Genomic DNA, 14,409 nt, shown 5'->3' with positions numbered 1-14,409 from the left:
TTCATTTCCAGCAGATCTGATAAGAGGATATTTAAATGAACTATTTGAAACAGCTTTTTAGGTCAACCCGTTTATTGCGCAGGTCTTTACCGCCCTCCAATACCGATTTGAGGTTGGCCAGATAAAAGGTCCACCCTATTTGGCATTGTACAAACAGGCTTTTTTCAGGATCGGCTTCCTGCGGGATGTTCTCTTGAGTAAGCTCTATGATGGTAAGGCCATGTCGGGTGGAAAAGTTGACGGTAACGATGCTTTCGCCCGAAAAGGTAAATTTTATAAGGTCTTGCCCGTTGGCTTCTAACACACTGCCTTTCTGAAAAATATCGTTATGATAACCATGCCAGTACCAGGTGTACGTATCTTCCTTTAAGATTTGCTCGTCGGCGGCGCGCAGCCTTAGTGGAACGGTAAAAAAATCGGCCTTACGTAAAAACCACTTTTCTAATCCGGCAGGTGTTGCCCAAGCCATATAAAGGCTGCGCAGATCAACGTTATAGTCGCCGTAAAGCGTGAATTTAGTCCAGCGGTTATCTTCCATGGCAGCAAGGTAAGTATTGGTTTATAATAGTAAAACTAACTATTAAACTTTGTGTTTTGCTATTAACAGTAAAACATTCATATGCCAAAGCAAAGCGCCGGGATACTTTTATATCGTAAAACAAACGGTGAGCCACAGGTATTTTTAGTTCATCCCGGCGGGCCGTTCTGGAAAAATAAAGATGTCGGGGCATGGAGCATCCCTAAGGGGGAGTTTTTAGATGAGGAGGGACCGCTTAAGGCTGCACAGCGCGAGTTTGAAGAGGAAACAGGCCAGGTGGTATCCGGTGATTTTGTTCAGTTAACACCTGTAAAGCAAAAAAGTGGCAAGATGATCTACGCCTGGTGTTTGCAGGGCAATATTGACCATACTGCCATCAAAAGTAATTTGTTTGAAATGGAGTGGCCGCCCAAATCTGGCAGACGCGCCAGCTTTGAAGAAGTGGACCGCGCCGACTGGTTCGATTTGACCACGGCCAGGCTAAAGATCATTCCCGGCCAGGTAGCATTGCTAAACGAACTGGAAAATTTGATATAATTACCCGTTGTCACAAGCTGCCTAGAATGCAAAATATTCCTAAAAGGAGTGTTAACCCACCGTTTTTAAAAGTGTCTTAAAATCAGTTTATTAAGCGATGAAACTAAGAAAAAGTGTAACCTTTGTTAACCTTTATCACAAAAATTCATTATACCCTTCTGTTCTTCACCCAGTTACTTTCGCCTGCAACCGCTGTTTCTGCCACTGCTAACTTTTTTGCGGCCAATAATTTTTCCATAACAAGGGCGGCTATTAAAGCCTCTGTTTCGTTGCCGGTTTGCAGGGAATCAGGTGTAAAATATTTCTTTACAAAGTGAGTGTCGAAATTGCCCGAGGTAAAGGCCTCATGCTGCATTACAAATTTACCAAAGGGCAGCGTGGTTGTGATACCGGTGATGATGTACTCGTCAATAGCGCGGATCATTCGCTCAATGGCTTCCGTTCGGTCTTTGCCGTAAGTGATCAGTTTGGCAATCATCGGGTCATAATAGATAGGGATCTCCATACCCTGCTCAAACCCGTCATCTACACGTACACCGGGGCCTTTTGGGGTAATATAAGTTTGCAGCGTACCAATATCCGGTAAAAAATTATTGTCAGGATCTTCCGCATACACGCGCAGTTCCATGGCGTGTCCGTTAATTTTCAGATCTTCCTGCCTAAAGCTGATGGCCTCGCTGCGGGCAATGCGGATCTGTTCTTTAACCAGGTCTATACCGGTGATCAGCTCTGTTACGGGATGCTCTACCTGCAGGCGCGTGTTCATTTCCAGGAAGTAAAAGTTCAGCGCATCGTCCATAATAAACTCTACCGTACCTGCACCGGTGTAATTTACCGACCGGGCAACATCAACGGCACATTTACCCATTGCCTCGCGTATCTGCGGTGTCAGGACAAACGAAGGCGCTTCTTCGATCACTTTCTGATGGCGGCGCTGCACCGAGCAGTCGCGCTCAAATAAATGTACAATATTGCCGTGGGTATCGCCCAGCACCTGGATCTCAATATGCCTTGGTGACGAAACGTAACGCTCTATAAATACCGAACCATCGCCAAAGGCCGAAGTAGCCTCGGATACGGCAAGGTTCATTTGTTCTTCAAAATCATCCGGGGCATCAACAATGCGCATCCCTTTGCCACCGCCGCCGGCAGCAGCCTTGATCAGTATTGGGAAACCTACTTCAACGGCGCGCAGCTTTGCTTCGGCTATATCGGTTATGGCCTCTTCGGTTCCCGGCACCATGGGGATGTTATATTTTAACGCGGCGGCTTTGGCAGATAGCTTGTTGCCCATTACTTCCATAGCCTCTGGCGAGGGGCCGATAAGTATGAGGCCGGCTTCGCGTACCAGCCTTGCAAAAGCGGCATTTTCACTCAAAAAGCCATAGCCGGGATGGATACCTTGTGCGCCCGTTTGCTTACAGGCATCGATGATCTTATCGCCTACCAGGTAAGACTGATTGGATGGTGCCTCGCCTATAAATACGGCTTCATCGGCGTAGCGAACGTGCAAGGCATACCTGTCGGCAGCCGAATAAACAGCTACAGTTTTGATCCCCATTTCACGCGCCGAGCGCATTACCCGTAAAGCGATCTCGCCCCGGTTTGCTACCAGTATTTTTTGCATAGGTAACAAATGTAGTGGATTAAGTTTAAAATTGAAATGTGATTTGGGGGATCGGAAAGACGAGGAACTTTAGGGATGAGAGTGGAAATCTTGGTTAACGCAGAGGATTTCTCCCTCGTACCTCGGTTCGAAATGACAATACTCACTCTGTCATTTTGAGGGAAGCGCAGCGGCGAGAAATCATCTTGGATAAGTGATACCGGCAACAAACATGACGCAGAGGATTTCTCCCTCGTACCTCGGTTCGAATTAACAATTGGTTATACTTACTATCCTACCAGTTGCTCCGTCTCTATTTTCTTTTGCAATTCCAGTATCGCGCCTATAAGCGCCTCGGGTCGTGGGGGGCAGCCTTGTACATAAACATCCACCGGGATTACCCTATCCACACCCTTGACCACATGATAGCCGTGCTGCCAGTATGGCCCGCCGCAGTTGGAGCATGAGCCCATCGAGATCACATATTTTGGTTCGGGCATCTGCTCGTACAGGCGTTTGATGCGCTCGGCCATTTTAAAGGTAACCGTACCGGCGATAATGATCACATCCGCCTGGCGTGCCGATGGCCGCGGGAAAACGCCAAACCTATCCAGGTCATAGGTAGATGCCATGGAACCCATCATTTCGATAGCGCAGCAGGCAATACCAAAACTTAATGGCCATAACGACGACAACCTTGCCCAGTTGAGCAGATCATTCATTTTAGTGACAACAACGCCACCACTTTCATTAGTCAAATCAGGCGTCATTGGCGGGTTTTTTAAATGATGGCTTAAACATTGGTTTCTTTACAGCCGGCGCATCGGCTGGTGCAGGCGCAGCGGCAACAGGAGCATGCGCAGTTTCCAAAATAAATTCGCGGGTTTTAAACCGGCTTTGTTCGCTATTCAATTGATCGTACAAAGATTGCGGAATACGCGCATCGGTTGTTGGTTTGATAACCGTTGGCTTGATCCAGTCCAGATCGCCTTTACGCCAAACGTATGCCAGGCCAAGTATCAGGATCCCTAAAAAAATAAACATTTCTATTAACGATATCCATCCCCAGCGCTCATCAACCTGCAACAATTCGCGGTTGGCAAATATGGTTGCCCATGGGAAAACAAATACCATCTCTACATCAAAGAGCAAAAACACCAGGGCAATTACATAAAAGCGCGAATTGAAGGGTAACCAAGCACTGCCGGTGGGCTCTTCGCCACACTCATAGGTTGTTTGTTTCTCGTAATTTGGATGGTTTGGGGCTATCAATCTGTTAGTTACAAATAACGCGCACACCATAATTACACCTACAATTAAAAAGATAAGTATCTTTCCAAATTCTGATATTTGCGAAACATCATCCATGACAGCAAATTTAACAAAACAATCACACTTTGATGCTATAATAATTGGCGGCGGTGCCTGCGGTTTGATGTGCGCAGTACAGGCCGGCTTTTTGGGCAGGCGCACACTGGTGCTGGAAAAAAACGACCGGGTGGGTGCCAAGATCCTGATAAGCGGTGGCGGGCGTTGCAACTACACCAACCTATATACCACACACAAACAATTCATTTCTCAAAACGAACACTTTTCACGCTCGGCCCTGGCGCAATATACCGTAGAAGATACGGTTACCTTTTTTGAAACCTACGGAATTGAGGGCAAGGAAAAAACACTTGGCCAGCTTTTTCCGGTAACAGATAAAGCTAAAGATATTGTGAGCGTTTTTACCAGCCTTTGTGCCGATCTTGAACAGGAAATTTGGTGTGATACCGAAGTTTTGAGCTTAGAAAAAACCGGGGATACTTTTACAGTCACAATTGATCGCGGCGGCGGGCAGCTAAAATTAATTGCCGCTAAGGTGGTGGTGGCAAGCGGTGGTTTACCCATTCAAAAATTAGGCGCTACAGACTTTGGCCTGCGTGTTGCCCGGAAATTTGGATTGCAGGTGACAGAAACCGCCCCTGCCCTTGTGCCTTTGACTATTACCGGTAAAGACCTACCCTGGTTTGAGCAGCTATCCGGCAACAGCATTTTTTGCCGGGTTTGGAATGACAGGGCAAGTTTTGAAGAAAACATCCTGTTTACCCATTGGGGACTTAGCGGGCCGGCAATTCTGCAGATCTCGTCGTACTGGAAACCCGGCGAATATATTTATATCGATTTGCTACCCGGCAAAGACATTATTGAACTGATACTAAAGGAACGTGAACAAAACGGCAAGAAAATGCTCTTGGCTTATCTGTCGGGGTTGTTTACCCGCAAATTTGCCGAGGCGCTGGTAGATTACATACCTGCTGATAAAAACCTGGCATCATTAACCCGCTCCAAGCTGGACGATATAGGCTCGTTACTACATGAGTTTAAGGTAAAGCCGGCCGGCACCAAAGGCTATGATAAAGCCGAAGTAATGACCGGCGGTGTGGATACTGATGAACTTTCCTCAAAAACGCTCGAAGCGAAAAAAGTTCCGGGCTTGTTCTTTGGCGGCGAATGTATTGATGTAACCGGCTGGCTTGGCGGTTACAATTTTCAATGGGCCTGGGCAAGCGGCTTTGTCATAGCGCAGCAGTTGTAAACGCGGGTTCCGTACCGGAGATCTTGCCGGGACATGGCCTTATTGTCATTCCGAGGGAAGTGCAGCGACGAGAAATCTTGTTGGCTGGGAACGGTCGCGACATTGTATGATGCAGAGGATTTCTCTCTATCGTTCGAAATGACAGTTGTTTTTCGGTCTCCCCCAGGGTCTTTCATTGAAAGCGTTTCGCGGTAATGCCAATCACAGCCATGTAAACGGATCACCGGATGTAATGTGCGTAATCTTAACGCCAGATAATTTTGGCGATAGCCACTCTACAAAATATTCCATCCCCGGCTCTTCACTTACAGAATGGCCAAGTACGATCAGCGCGATTTTCCGGCCCTGTTCATTAGCATTCCTTATAAATTCCGCCGTTTCCCACTCAGATTGCTCACCAACAATCAGCACATCAGGTTTGTCGCTGATTACCGCCGAAAGATGCCACTTGGCACCGGCAGCGCCAGGTATTAAAGTGATTTTTTCGCAGGATTGCTTCAGGTTGCCAATAACCCTTACATGGGCTATGTTCAAAGTAGTTTTTAAATGCTGCACAACCTGCATCAGGCTTTTGGGTGGTATCACTACGGTTGTTCCGCCCTTATGGTAAGGCAACCAGCCGGTTTTCTTGAGTACGCCATAGCCCACAATGTCCGGCTTGATAGAATGGATGTAATCGTGGCAACGCCAAAGCGTGATCTTATATTTATTCAGCAAGTCGAGTTTCTGCTGCATTACCGGGTTATTCTTTACAAATTCTTTGTCGTCGGCATGGTTATAAAACGTTGGCTCGTGGGCGATGATAAAATTTACACCAAGTTTGGCCGTTTGCTCAATAACAGCCATCGTTGCAAACATGGTGGTAACAATGCCCGTAACAACCGTATCGGCACTGCCGCTCTTGATGGTGTCTACCGTGCCGGGGATCGGGGTCAGCTTCCCTTCTTTCAATATCAGGTCAATTATTTGCTGTACGGTATACTGCTGCAAAGTAAAATCTGCATTAGCTATCGCAGGCATCATGTTGATTAAGGCCAGGCCGCCCGTAACCGTAGCCGTATTGGCTATAAACTTTCTTCTGTCCATTATCTTATCGCTTAAACAAACTGAGCATCAATGTAGGTTGATGCTCAGCAAAATTTATTTTTTTAAATTATTATTTACCGGTTGGCGGCGTAGTTGGCGGTGGCGTAGTATTTGCCGGAGGCGGCCCGCCCGGACCAACCTGCCCACCCGGAGGCGGCCCACCGGGGCCGCGGCGTGCACCGTTCGATGCCTTCACTACCTCGGGATGCGATACCCCGCGATGACAGGTGTTGCAGTTAACACCGGTTGTCATCATCATGCCGGTACTGTCTTTTTTAGCCTCAAAGTATTTTTTGTTGATGTTATTCATCATCTTATACATGTGGCGCGCCATTTCCTTTTCAGGCTTGGCATCGCTGGCAAAATCCGTTTTTTTTGTTTCCTCGTTACGGGCATGGCAAAATCCGCAGCGTACACCTAACGATTTCGACCATTCGTCCATCACATCGTGTAACTGCTGGTCGGTAATGCTTTTGGGTAATACTTTTAAATTGGTGTATTTAGGCTTTTCTTTTTCCTGTTGTTTTGCAGGCGCCATGGCCATCACCGCTACTGCAGACAGCAAGCCGAAGGTGGCCAGTAGTTTTTTATTGATCATTGTTAAGGGGCTTAGTATTAGGTTAAATTTAAGTTGTTTGAACTTAAAAAACAACATCTCCTAAAAATGTTACAACAGCTATTATTCTGACAGGAACCTGCCGGCCATTTCGACACTGATTTGCCAGAGTTTATTTCGTGATGCTTCGTCAAGCGCGGTTCCGGATGGGTTGGTTACTTTCTTGTCTTTAACATACTTACCGCTTTTTGCATCAATGCGCTGGGTGGTGGCCAGGTAAACCGATGTGCGGGCGCCCTCCACTACGCTTTTCATAAACGGCCTGGTTAGCCCTATCAAAAATTTACTGATGCCGGTAAGGTGCTCACCGAAATTTGTATTAATAATGCCGGGATGTGCTGCAAATGCGGTTAAGCCTTTGGGCCCGTACTTTGCTTCGATGGACCGGGTGAAGTAAATGTTGTAAAGTTTCGCGTTTGCATATGCCCTGAAAGGCGAGTACGGGCTGCTCTTCCAGTTCATATCTTTGAAACGCGGCTTGCCAAACCGGTGCGCTTCTGATGTTAAGTTTATCACCTTTGCATGTCCCCTCTCCAACAGTGGCAATAAGTGGTGCAGCAGTACAAAGTGACCCAGGTGGTTCACCGCAAAAGTCATTTCGTAACCTTGTTTGCTTTCATCGCACTCGTTGTAAATGCCGCCTGCGTTATTAATGAGCACATGAATGGCCAACAGACTGCCTTTTAACAAAAGCGCGGCTCGGCGCACGCTCTCCAGGTCGGCCAGATCACACTCCACAACATAAATGCTTTTGTTTTTGGTTAGCTCAATAAGCTGCTCTTTAACCTTTTCGCCTTTATCAACGTCGCGCACCAGCATGTAAATTGCATGATCTTTCTTTGCCAGTTCAAGCGCGGTTTGTTTACCTATACCAGATGTGGCACCGGTTATAATTGTTGTAGATAAAGGCATGAATAGGAATGTGTTGTGTAAGCAAATCAAAACTAATATTTTAAAGAAAAGATCAGTTAAAAAATGTTAAATAATTTGGATGATTACGAAATAGTCGTATGTTTACGAAATAATCGTAGGAAATGGAAAAGTTATCACAACAGGAAGAAGAAGCAATGCAGGCCGTATGGCAGGCAGGCACCGGCTTCATAAAAGATTTTTTAGATCAAATAAATGAGCCGAAACCACCTTACACAACTTTGGCATCAACCATAAAAAATCTGGAGCGCAAAGGTTTTGTCACCAGCGAGAAGTTAGGAAACTCTTACCGGTACACCCCAGCCATTAATGAAGAGGAATACAAAAAAAGGTTTATGAGCGGCTTTGTAAGCGATTACTTTAAAAACTCCTATAAAGACCTGGTAACTTTTTTTGCAAACGAGAAAAAGATTAGCGCAGATGAGTTGCACGAGATCATTAAACTGATTGAAAAACCTTAACCCTTACCCAATATGCCAACTTTATTTGTGTTTTTATTTAAAGTAAACATCGCGCTTTTGCTTTTTTGCGGCGGGTACTACCTGGTATTAAGGCATTTGACATTCTACACGCTCAACCGGGCTTATCTTGTCACAGCCATCATTTTTGCTACTGTATATCCCGGGATCGATTTGACGGGATTTGCACAAAAACATGCGGAACTTACAAGGCCTGTTCAAAATGTGGCATTGGTTTGGCAAGCGCCGGCACAAAAGCTGGCTGGGCAAGCCGCTTACTGGCAATGGGCGGAGTATATTTTTTGGGCGGGAGCGGCTTTGCTGGCCGTAAGGTTAGCGGTGCAGCTATTTTCGTTATTAAAGCTTTATCGCAGCTCTAAACCGGCCAACATCCATAACCACGACGTGCGGATAATGGACGGCGATGCGGCCCCGTTTTCGTTCTGGCAGAGCATCTATGTTAACCCCGCTAACCACACCCCTGCCGATCTGAAAGCGATACTGCTGCATGAGCAGGTGCATGTTAACGGCTGGCATACCATAGACATATTGCTTGCCGAGCTGAGCAGCATTTTCTACTGGTTTAACCCGGGCATCTGGCTCATGAAAAAGGCTGTGCGCGAAAACATTGAGTTTATTACCGATCGTAAGATCCTGAACAATGGCTTCGACAGCAAAGCCTACCAATACAGCCTTGTAAACGTGAGCTTTAACAGCAACACGCCCGGCATTGTAAATCATTTTAATATATCAACCATTAAAAAACGCATAATTATGATGAACGCTAAAAGATCTTCGAAAGTTAACCTTACCCGTTACGTACTTGTAATACCTTCTGTTGTAGCCCTGTTGCTGGTAGTTACCCTAGCTAAAGCCGGGGTTGCAAAACCTATAAAGCTTACCATAAGCAATGCTATCTACCCGGTAACCGTTGCCATTAAAGAGGCAGCCGTGTCAGCAATAAATAATACCAATTCTGCGATTGCACAAACCAAAGCAACTGCTTTAAGCATGGTAAAAGATACCGTACTTAAACGCACTTTAACATTCACTGTTAACAAGATACGTGGCACCGGGCTTAAAACTGACAGTGCTCACTTTTCTTTCACTGCTAATAAGTTAGATACAGGTAAAAAGTCGACCATTTACATCCGCACCGTTGACGGTAAGAATGGGATAGATTCGGTAAACGTGGTATTAAACGGCAAAAAGATCAGCTCTGGCGACTTTAAAAATATCGACCCGAATAAGATCTTATCAGTGAACATCGTGTCGCAGGATGCCGTTGATGGTTTGATAGGCCCGGATAATAACCTGGAATTTGACAACAACCGTCATGTGCTTTTTGTAACCACTAAAGACTCCGAAGCAGGTAAGAATATGGCTGAAAAATTGCGCGGCAGATCGACTGTGAATGCTGTGCGCATTAATGGCGTTAACCGCAACCCGGCAACATTCACCACCTCAGAAACTGCTGTTATTGCTGCATTACCGGGTTTAACAGGCACAGTAAACGGCAAAAAATTTACCACCACCAGATCGGTAAAAACTGTAAACGGCAAAGTAGCTGGGATACAAGCTTACAGTGATGCCGGGCCGGTTGATGAAATAGTTGTAAGGGATTTGCCGGCAAAATTGAAACTAAATGATATTGTAGTGAGTGGCGGCCCTGCCAAATTGAAACTGAACGATGTGGTAGTTAAAGGTTATGGTAACAAGCTTTATACATCAGATAGTGCAACCACCGTACACGGTTATGGTACCGAACGTTTAACAATTACCAACCACCGCGCGTATGTTGACGAACCGGCAAAAACTATAGTGGTAAGAGGTTATAAAAGCGACAATGCCGGCCTTGCGCGGACAATGAACCCTAATAAGGTGATCTCGATAGAAACGATAGACCGGGCGAGCGGCGCCGTTGTAACGCCGGTTAATATGGCCGATAAGTTGTATATAATTGATGGTAAGGAAGCGTCTGAAAAAGCAATGAAGAAGCTGTCAGCGTTTGATATTGACCGGATCAACGTTAGCAAGGATAATAATATGGTTGAGCAATACGGCGACAAGGCAAAAAACGGCGTAATCTTTATCTACACCAAAAAGAATAAAAAGTAAAGTTAGAAGTTAATCGTTAACCTGAATTGAAAGCGGTTGACCGGGGCGAGCCTGGTCAACCCTTTTTTATGATACCTAACTCGCTTCGGCAAGTTTTTCGTTCTCCAGTATTTGCAGCAGGGCCATTTCGGCGATGTTTAATTCAGAACTTTTGATATCCTTCTTTTCGTCCAGGCTTTGGATGTATTTAAATATCGTACCCTCTTCATAACTTTTGATCACCGTAGGGTGCACATAGTACTTTTTACAAACTGTACGCGTATTGCCCAGATTAATGGCAACCTCATCCAGTACACTTACAATTTTCTTTTTACATTCAGATACCGTACTAAACTCCCCTGCTTCCTTAATAGCATATAAAGCGCTTACGCTGCCGGCCCAGGTCCTGAAATCCTTAGCGGTAAAATCCTCGCCGGTAATCTCTTTTAAATAGGTATTGATATCTCCCGACCCAATAGTGCAGCGTTCGTTATCATCATTGTAAAATTGGAACAATTCTTTACCCGGTATGTCGCGGCATTGGTTTACCAGCTTAGCCAGCTTTTTACTTTGTAATGCTATTTTGTGCATTACACCTTTCTTCCCTTTAAATTCAAAATTTAATTGCGATCCATCGATCTTCACATGCCTGTCCATCAGGGTAGTTAAGCCGAACGAGCCATACAGCTTTTTATACGATTCATTGCCTACCCTGATGCTTGTCAGCTCCATTAACCTAACCACCAGTGCAACAACTTTGGCATGATCCAGGTTTTTGCGGGCAAGATCCTCATCAACCTGTTTCCGTATGGCAGGCAGGTGCGAAGCAAAAGTTTGCAGCCGGTGGTACTTGGATTGATTGCGGATTTTGTTCCAGTGCGAATGATAACGGTATTGTTTACGGCCTGCAGCATCTGTTCCCGTAAATTGCAGGTGCCCGTTATCATACGGCGAGATCCACACATTGGTATAGGCAGGCGGTATCACCAACCCATTAAAACGGTGTATAAGCTCTTTATCTTTAACTGTCGTACCTTCAGCGTCCATGTAGGTCCACCCCTTACCCGACTTTTTGCGCGTGTAACCCGGTGTAGAATCTGCAACATAACGAAGGCCAACTGCCTTAGCAGTTACTTTTGGGTCGCGGCCAATTTTTTCAAGTTTTTTTAGGAGGCGGTTCATGTTGTTTAATAACACCGCGTGCAGTTATAAGTTTTGAGCGGTTAGTTTTAAGTTACAGGTGCATACTACTTCCTCTACTCACTACTGCCTGCGCAGAAATCAAATCACAAATTTTTCAACTCACTCACCACATACTCTACCTGGTTAGGGTGCACATCTAAATGCGTTACAAAACGGATGCGGTGCGTATCAGTACTGTTGGCTTTAATTCCTTTGGCTTCCAATTTAGCCAGAATAACAACAGCAGGTTCAGTAGTGTCAAACAATATAATATTGGTCTCTACCGGCACTACATTGGTAACCCAAGGGGTTTGTGCTAAGGCTTCGGCCATGATCTGCGCATGCGAATGATCTATCTTCAGGCGTTCTACGTGATGATCGAGCGCATAGATACCCGCAGCGGCCAGAAAACCGGCCTGCCGCATCCCGCCACCTAATACCTTACGGATGCGCCTCGCATAATTGATAGTAGCCCTGTCCGCAAGTAAAACCGAGCCAACAGGGGCACCCAACCCTTTAGACAAACAAACAGAGACGCCGTTAAAATACTTGCCGTAATCTTTAGCGCTATCGCCTGTGTGTGCCAGGGCGTTAAAGATCCGCGCGCCATCTAGGTGCAGCGTTAAGCCCCTATTATGGCAAAGCTGCGCTATTGGTGCTATCTGGCTTAAAGTGTAACAGCTGCCGCCGCCTTTGTTAACTGTGTTTTCTAAAACAACCAGGCTGGTGTGCGGGTAATGAATATTTTCGGCGTTAATTTCAGGTTCTATCATTTCGGCGGTAAGGATGCCGCGGTAGCCATTTAATAAACGGGTAGATACGCCTGAATTAAATGCAATGCCGCCGCCTTCGTAACGGTAAACGTGGGCCGTTTGGTCGGCTATTAATTCATCCAGCGGCTGGGTAAAACATTTAATGGCGATCTGGTTGGTCATAGTACCAGAAGGGCAATAAATGGCCGACTCCATCCCAAACATTTCGGCAGCCTTTTGTTCCAGCGCGTTAACGGTTTCATCCTCGCCAAATACGTCATCGCCCACTTTGGCGCTCCACATGGCTTCCAGCATACCGGCAGTTGGTTTGGTTACAGTATCGCTGCGTAAATCAACAGTCATCATATATTAAATAGCTAAAAAGTACGTTATTTGTGTTTGATAATTATGCGCTCAATTTTAATCATTTTATTTTTTATGCTGATAGTTGTATCGGCAAAATCACAAAAGTGGCAGCCCGGCCATTTTACCGATGTTAAAGGGGTAAAAGAAACCGGTTTTATCCGTGCCTATCCGGGCGGTAGCGGCCCTATTAAAAACGAGGGGTTTATAGAGTATAAAGAAACCGAAAAAGGCAGTGCTTTGCAGCTAAGCACTAGCGACCTGCAATCGTTTGTTGCAGGCAAGGACAGCTTTGTGGTAGCCCATGCGCCAGGCAACGAAACCTGGGCGAAAAAAGAATTTGATTTTGTACGTGTGGTGGTTGACGAACCCCTGAAAATTTATGCTACTCGCGGTGCCGGCAGCGGCGGCGGTGGTAGTGGTGTGCGCTTTTCGCCTGGTGTTGGGCTGAGCACTGGTGGTGGTTATGGAACTAATTTTGGCGGCGGTTTAGGTATCTCCTTTGGCGGCGGTGGTGGTAAAAGTTCTAAGATGAATTGCTACTACGGCACCAGCACAGCCGATATGCACCATCTTACCAACGAAAACTTTATCGATATTATGAGCGAGGTTATGGCTGATGAGCCTGATGTGGTGGTCAAGATCCGCAACGGTAACTACCATCTTTCCAACATCGAAAAGTTGGTTGAACTGTTCTATAAAACGAAAGGTACCGCCAAATAACCGTACTGCGTTTGTAATCCTACTGTCATACAATCATCGTCCGATTTTCTTATCCTGACAATAGTTGCCTAACTAAAAGTTTATAGTTTAGTAAATCATCTAATACTATGTTGGGATTATAGCCTTTAATTAGGCTATAATGCTCTTTTACGCATTTTGAAGTTTAAAGCAAACTTTCCTTAGCGTAAAACCCGTAAAAGGAGTACTACCTATAAGAATATACAGATCACATCATTCAAAGTCTACTGTTAAGTTAACCTCGTATATGCCGAAAAATTTAACTGGCGCAAGCCGCAAAACCATTTTGAATGAAACAATCAATTTCCTTGTTCGCTGTATTGGTACTATTTTCGATATCAGTAAGCGCACAAAACATTTTTACAGCCATTAAAGAAAATGATGCCCCTGCTGTAAAATTCCTATTAAGCAAAGGTGCCGACTTAGATACCAAAGACGCTAACGGTGCTACGCCCCTTATCAATGCTGTAAAAGGCGGTAACGAACGCATTATTATTGCCCTGCTTCAAAAGAATCCATCGGTTGACGTAAAAGATAATGCCGGCAATACCGCCCTGCTTGTTGCCTGCCAAAATAACCTTACCCAAGCGATGTATCTTTTAGCCAGTCACTTTCCTGATGTAAGCCTTAGAAATAATAATGGACAAACCGCTTTGATGGCTGCGGTTAATACCGGTAATGCCGATGCGGTAGATTACCTGTTAAATCATGGCGCCGACAAAAACGAAAAAGATAATCAGAACAAGTCAGCTTTTGATTATGCGGAAGACTTAAACAACAATGAAATTTTAGGTTTGCTAAAAACCTCATCTGCAACAGCAACTCACTCGAAGTAATTTCTGATAACTATTTTGTTCCTAACCCCTGCGTCTTTCCGCAGGGGTTTTGCTTTACCCGCAAATTAAGGCAAAACGAAAACCTG

General features: G+C 45.4%; 15 protein-coding genes. 6 read left to right on the top strand and 9 right to left on the bottom strand.

What is annotated here, in order from left to right; all coding sequences use genetic code 11:
- Positions 1 to 40: 40 nt before the first annotated feature.
- Positions 41 to 538 carry an SRPBCC domain-containing protein gene (locus ACE5CV_RS14255; RefSeq protein ID WP_374950856.1) on the bottom strand — a complete coding sequence of 166 codons (498 nt, stop codon included), beginning with the start codon at positions 536 to 538 and terminating at the stop codon, positions 41 to 43.
- Between the two features lie 81 nt (positions 539 to 619).
- On the opposite strand from ACE5CV_RS14255, the gene ACE5CV_RS14250 reads away from it, so the two are divergent.
- Entirely contained in the window at positions 620 to 1,075 is a 456-nt protein-coding gene (locus tag ACE5CV_RS14250) for an NUDIX domain-containing protein (RefSeq protein WP_374950855.1), read from the top strand.
- A 148-nt stretch (positions 1,076 to 1,223) separates the two neighbouring features.
- Here the strand turns inward: ACE5CV_RS14250 and accC are convergent, their stop codons facing one another.
- From accC to ACE5CV_RS14235, 3 genes are all read right to left on the bottom strand, one after another.
- Entirely contained in the window at positions 1,224 to 2,702 is a 1,479-nt protein-coding gene (gene accC, locus ACE5CV_RS14245) for an acetyl-CoA carboxylase biotin carboxylase subunit (protein ID WP_374950854.1), read from the bottom strand.
- 269 nt (positions 2,703 to 2,971) lie between these two features.
- Positions 2,972 to 3,451 carry an NADH-quinone oxidoreductase subunit B gene (locus tag ACE5CV_RS14240; RefSeq protein WP_374950853.1) on the bottom strand — a complete coding sequence of 160 codons (480 nt, stop codon included), beginning with the start codon at positions 3,449 to 3,451 and terminating at the stop codon, positions 2,972 to 2,974.
- A complete protein-coding gene (locus ACE5CV_RS14235) occupies positions 3,441 to 4,049 on the bottom strand; it encodes an NADH-quinone oxidoreductase subunit A (RefSeq protein ID WP_374950852.1) in 609 nt (202 codons plus the stop codon). The genes ACE5CV_RS14240 and ACE5CV_RS14235 overlap by 11 nt, the downstream gene beginning before the upstream one ends.
- Here ACE5CV_RS14235 and ACE5CV_RS14230 point away from each other — a divergent pair.
- Positions 4,048 to 5,262 carry an NAD(P)/FAD-dependent oxidoreductase gene (locus ACE5CV_RS14230; protein WP_374950851.1) on the top strand — a complete coding sequence of 405 codons (1,215 nt, stop codon included), beginning with the start codon at positions 4,048 to 4,050 and terminating at the stop codon, positions 5,260 to 5,262. The genes ACE5CV_RS14235 and ACE5CV_RS14230 overlap by 2 nt on opposite strands.
- Positions 5,263 to 5,463: 201 nt before the next feature.
- Here ACE5CV_RS14230 and ACE5CV_RS14225 read toward each other — a convergent pair whose 3' ends face one another.
- The 3 genes from ACE5CV_RS14225 to ACE5CV_RS14215 form a co-directional block, all read right to left on the bottom strand.
- Positions 5,464 to 6,348 (bottom strand): Nif3-like dinuclear metal center hexameric protein, encoded by an 885-nt coding sequence (locus tag ACE5CV_RS14225; protein ID WP_374950850.1) that lies wholly within the window; start codon positions 6,346 to 6,348, stop codon positions 5,464 to 5,466.
- Between the two features lie 70 nt (positions 6,349 to 6,418).
- Entirely contained in the window at positions 6,419 to 6,946 is a 528-nt protein-coding gene (locus ACE5CV_RS14220; protein WP_374950849.1) for a c-type cytochrome, read from the bottom strand.
- 81 nt (positions 6,947 to 7,027) lie between these two features.
- Positions 7,028 to 7,876 carry an SDR family NAD(P)-dependent oxidoreductase gene (locus ACE5CV_RS14215; RefSeq protein ID WP_374950848.1) on the bottom strand — a complete coding sequence of 283 codons (849 nt, stop codon included), beginning with the start codon at positions 7,874 to 7,876 and terminating at the stop codon, positions 7,028 to 7,030.
- 122 nt (positions 7,877 to 7,998) lie between these two features.
- Between ACE5CV_RS14215 and ACE5CV_RS14210 the strand changes: the two genes are divergently transcribed.
- Complete coding sequence (locus ACE5CV_RS14210) at positions 7,999 to 8,355, top strand: BlaI/MecI/CopY family transcriptional regulator (RefSeq protein ID WP_374950847.1); 357 nt, start codon at positions 7,999 to 8,001, stop codon at positions 8,353 to 8,355.
- A 12-nt stretch (positions 8,356 to 8,367) separates the two neighbouring features.
- Positions 8,368 to 10,470: a M56 family metallopeptidase gene (locus ACE5CV_RS14205; protein WP_374950846.1), complete on the top strand. Its 2,103-nt coding sequence runs from the start codon at positions 8,368 to 8,370 to the stop codon at positions 10,468 to 10,470.
- 75 nt (positions 10,471 to 10,545) lie between these two features.
- On the opposite strand, the gene ACE5CV_RS14200 is transcribed toward ACE5CV_RS14205, so the two are convergent.
- Together ACE5CV_RS14200 and ACE5CV_RS14195 are read right to left on the bottom strand one after the other, a co-directional pair.
- Positions 10,546 to 11,631 (bottom strand): DNA topoisomerase IB, encoded by a 1,086-nt coding sequence (locus tag ACE5CV_RS14200; protein ID WP_374950845.1) that lies wholly within the window; start codon positions 11,629 to 11,631, stop codon positions 10,546 to 10,548.
- Between the two features lie 104 nt (positions 11,632 to 11,735).
- Positions 11,736 to 12,749 carry a threonine aldolase family protein gene (locus ACE5CV_RS14195; RefSeq protein ID WP_374950844.1) on the bottom strand — a complete coding sequence of 338 codons (1,014 nt, stop codon included), beginning with the start codon at positions 12,747 to 12,749 and terminating at the stop codon, positions 11,736 to 11,738.
- A 42-nt stretch (positions 12,750 to 12,791) separates the two neighbouring features.
- Between ACE5CV_RS14195 and ACE5CV_RS14190 the strand changes: the two genes are divergently transcribed.
- Positions 12,792 to 13,469 carry a hypothetical protein gene (locus ACE5CV_RS14190; protein ID WP_374950843.1) on the top strand — a complete coding sequence of 226 codons (678 nt, stop codon included), beginning with the start codon at positions 12,792 to 12,794 and terminating at the stop codon, positions 13,467 to 13,469.
- A 308-nt stretch (positions 13,470 to 13,777) separates the two neighbouring features.
- Complete coding sequence (locus ACE5CV_RS14185; RefSeq protein ID WP_374950842.1) at positions 13,778 to 14,323, top strand: ankyrin repeat domain-containing protein; 546 nt, start codon at positions 13,778 to 13,780, stop codon at positions 14,321 to 14,323.
- The last annotated feature ends 86 nt before the right edge of the window (positions 14,324 to 14,409 follow it).

It is taken from the genome of Mucilaginibacter sp. (genome assembly GCF_964263795.1).
Lineage (GTDB): Bacteria > Bacteroidota > Bacteroidia > Sphingobacteriales > Sphingobacteriaceae > Mucilaginibacter.
This window is presented reverse-complemented; position numbering and strand designations above follow the sequence as displayed.

What these genes read in the sequence shown, in the direction of transcription:
- ACE5CV_RS14215 (WP_374950848.1), bottom strand. Translation starts at nt 7,876, where the DNA reads ATGCCTTTATCTACAACAATTATAACCGGTGCCACATCTGGTATAGGT.
- ACE5CV_RS14220 (WP_374950849.1), bottom strand. Translation starts at nt 6,946, where the DNA reads ATGATCAATAAAAAACTACTGGCCACCTTCGGCTTGCTGTCTGCAGTA.
- ACE5CV_RS14240 (WP_374950853.1), bottom strand. Translation starts at nt 3,451, where the DNA reads ATGACGCCTGATTTGACTAATGAAAGTGGTGGCGTTGTTGTCACTAAA.
- ACE5CV_RS14190 (WP_374950843.1), top strand. Translation starts at nt 12,792, where the DNA reads ATGCGCTCAATTTTAATCATTTTATTTTTTATGCTGATAGTTGTATCG.
- ACE5CV_RS14225 (WP_374950850.1), bottom strand. Translation starts at nt 6,348, where the DNA reads ATGGACAGAAGAAAGTTTATAGCCAATACGGCTACGGTTACGGGCGGC.
- ACE5CV_RS14195 (WP_374950844.1), bottom strand. Translation starts at nt 12,749, where the DNA reads ATGATGACTGTTGATTTACGCAGCGATACTGTAACCAAACCAACTGCC.
- accC (WP_374950854.1), bottom strand. Translation starts at nt 2,702, where the DNA reads ATGCAAAAAATACTGGTAGCAAACCGGGGCGAGATCGCTTTACGGGTA.
- ACE5CV_RS14200 (WP_374950845.1), bottom strand. Translation starts at nt 11,631, where the DNA reads ATGAACCGCCTCCTAAAAAAACTTGAAAAAATTGGCCGCGACCCAAAA.
- ACE5CV_RS14230 (WP_374950851.1), top strand. Translation starts at nt 4,048, where the DNA reads ATGACAGCAAATTTAACAAAACAATCACACTTTGATGCTATAATAATT.
- ACE5CV_RS14210 (WP_374950847.1), top strand. Translation starts at nt 7,999, where the DNA reads ATGGAAAAGTTATCACAACAGGAAGAAGAAGCAATGCAGGCCGTATGG.
- ACE5CV_RS14255 (WP_374950856.1), bottom strand. Translation starts at nt 538, where the DNA reads ATGGAAGATAACCGCTGGACTAAATTCACGCTTTACGGCGACTATAAC.
- ACE5CV_RS14185 (WP_374950842.1), top strand. Translation starts at nt 13,778, where the DNA reads ATGAAACAATCAATTTCCTTGTTCGCTGTATTGGTACTATTTTCGATA.
- ACE5CV_RS14235 (WP_374950852.1), bottom strand. Translation starts at nt 4,049, where the DNA reads ATGGATGATGTTTCGCAAATATCAGAATTTGGAAAGATACTTATCTTT.
- ACE5CV_RS14205 (WP_374950846.1), top strand. Translation starts at nt 8,368, where the DNA reads ATGCCAACTTTATTTGTGTTTTTATTTAAAGTAAACATCGCGCTTTTG.
- ACE5CV_RS14250 (WP_374950855.1), top strand. Translation starts at nt 620, where the DNA reads ATGCCAAAGCAAAGCGCCGGGATACTTTTATATCGTAAAACAAACGGT.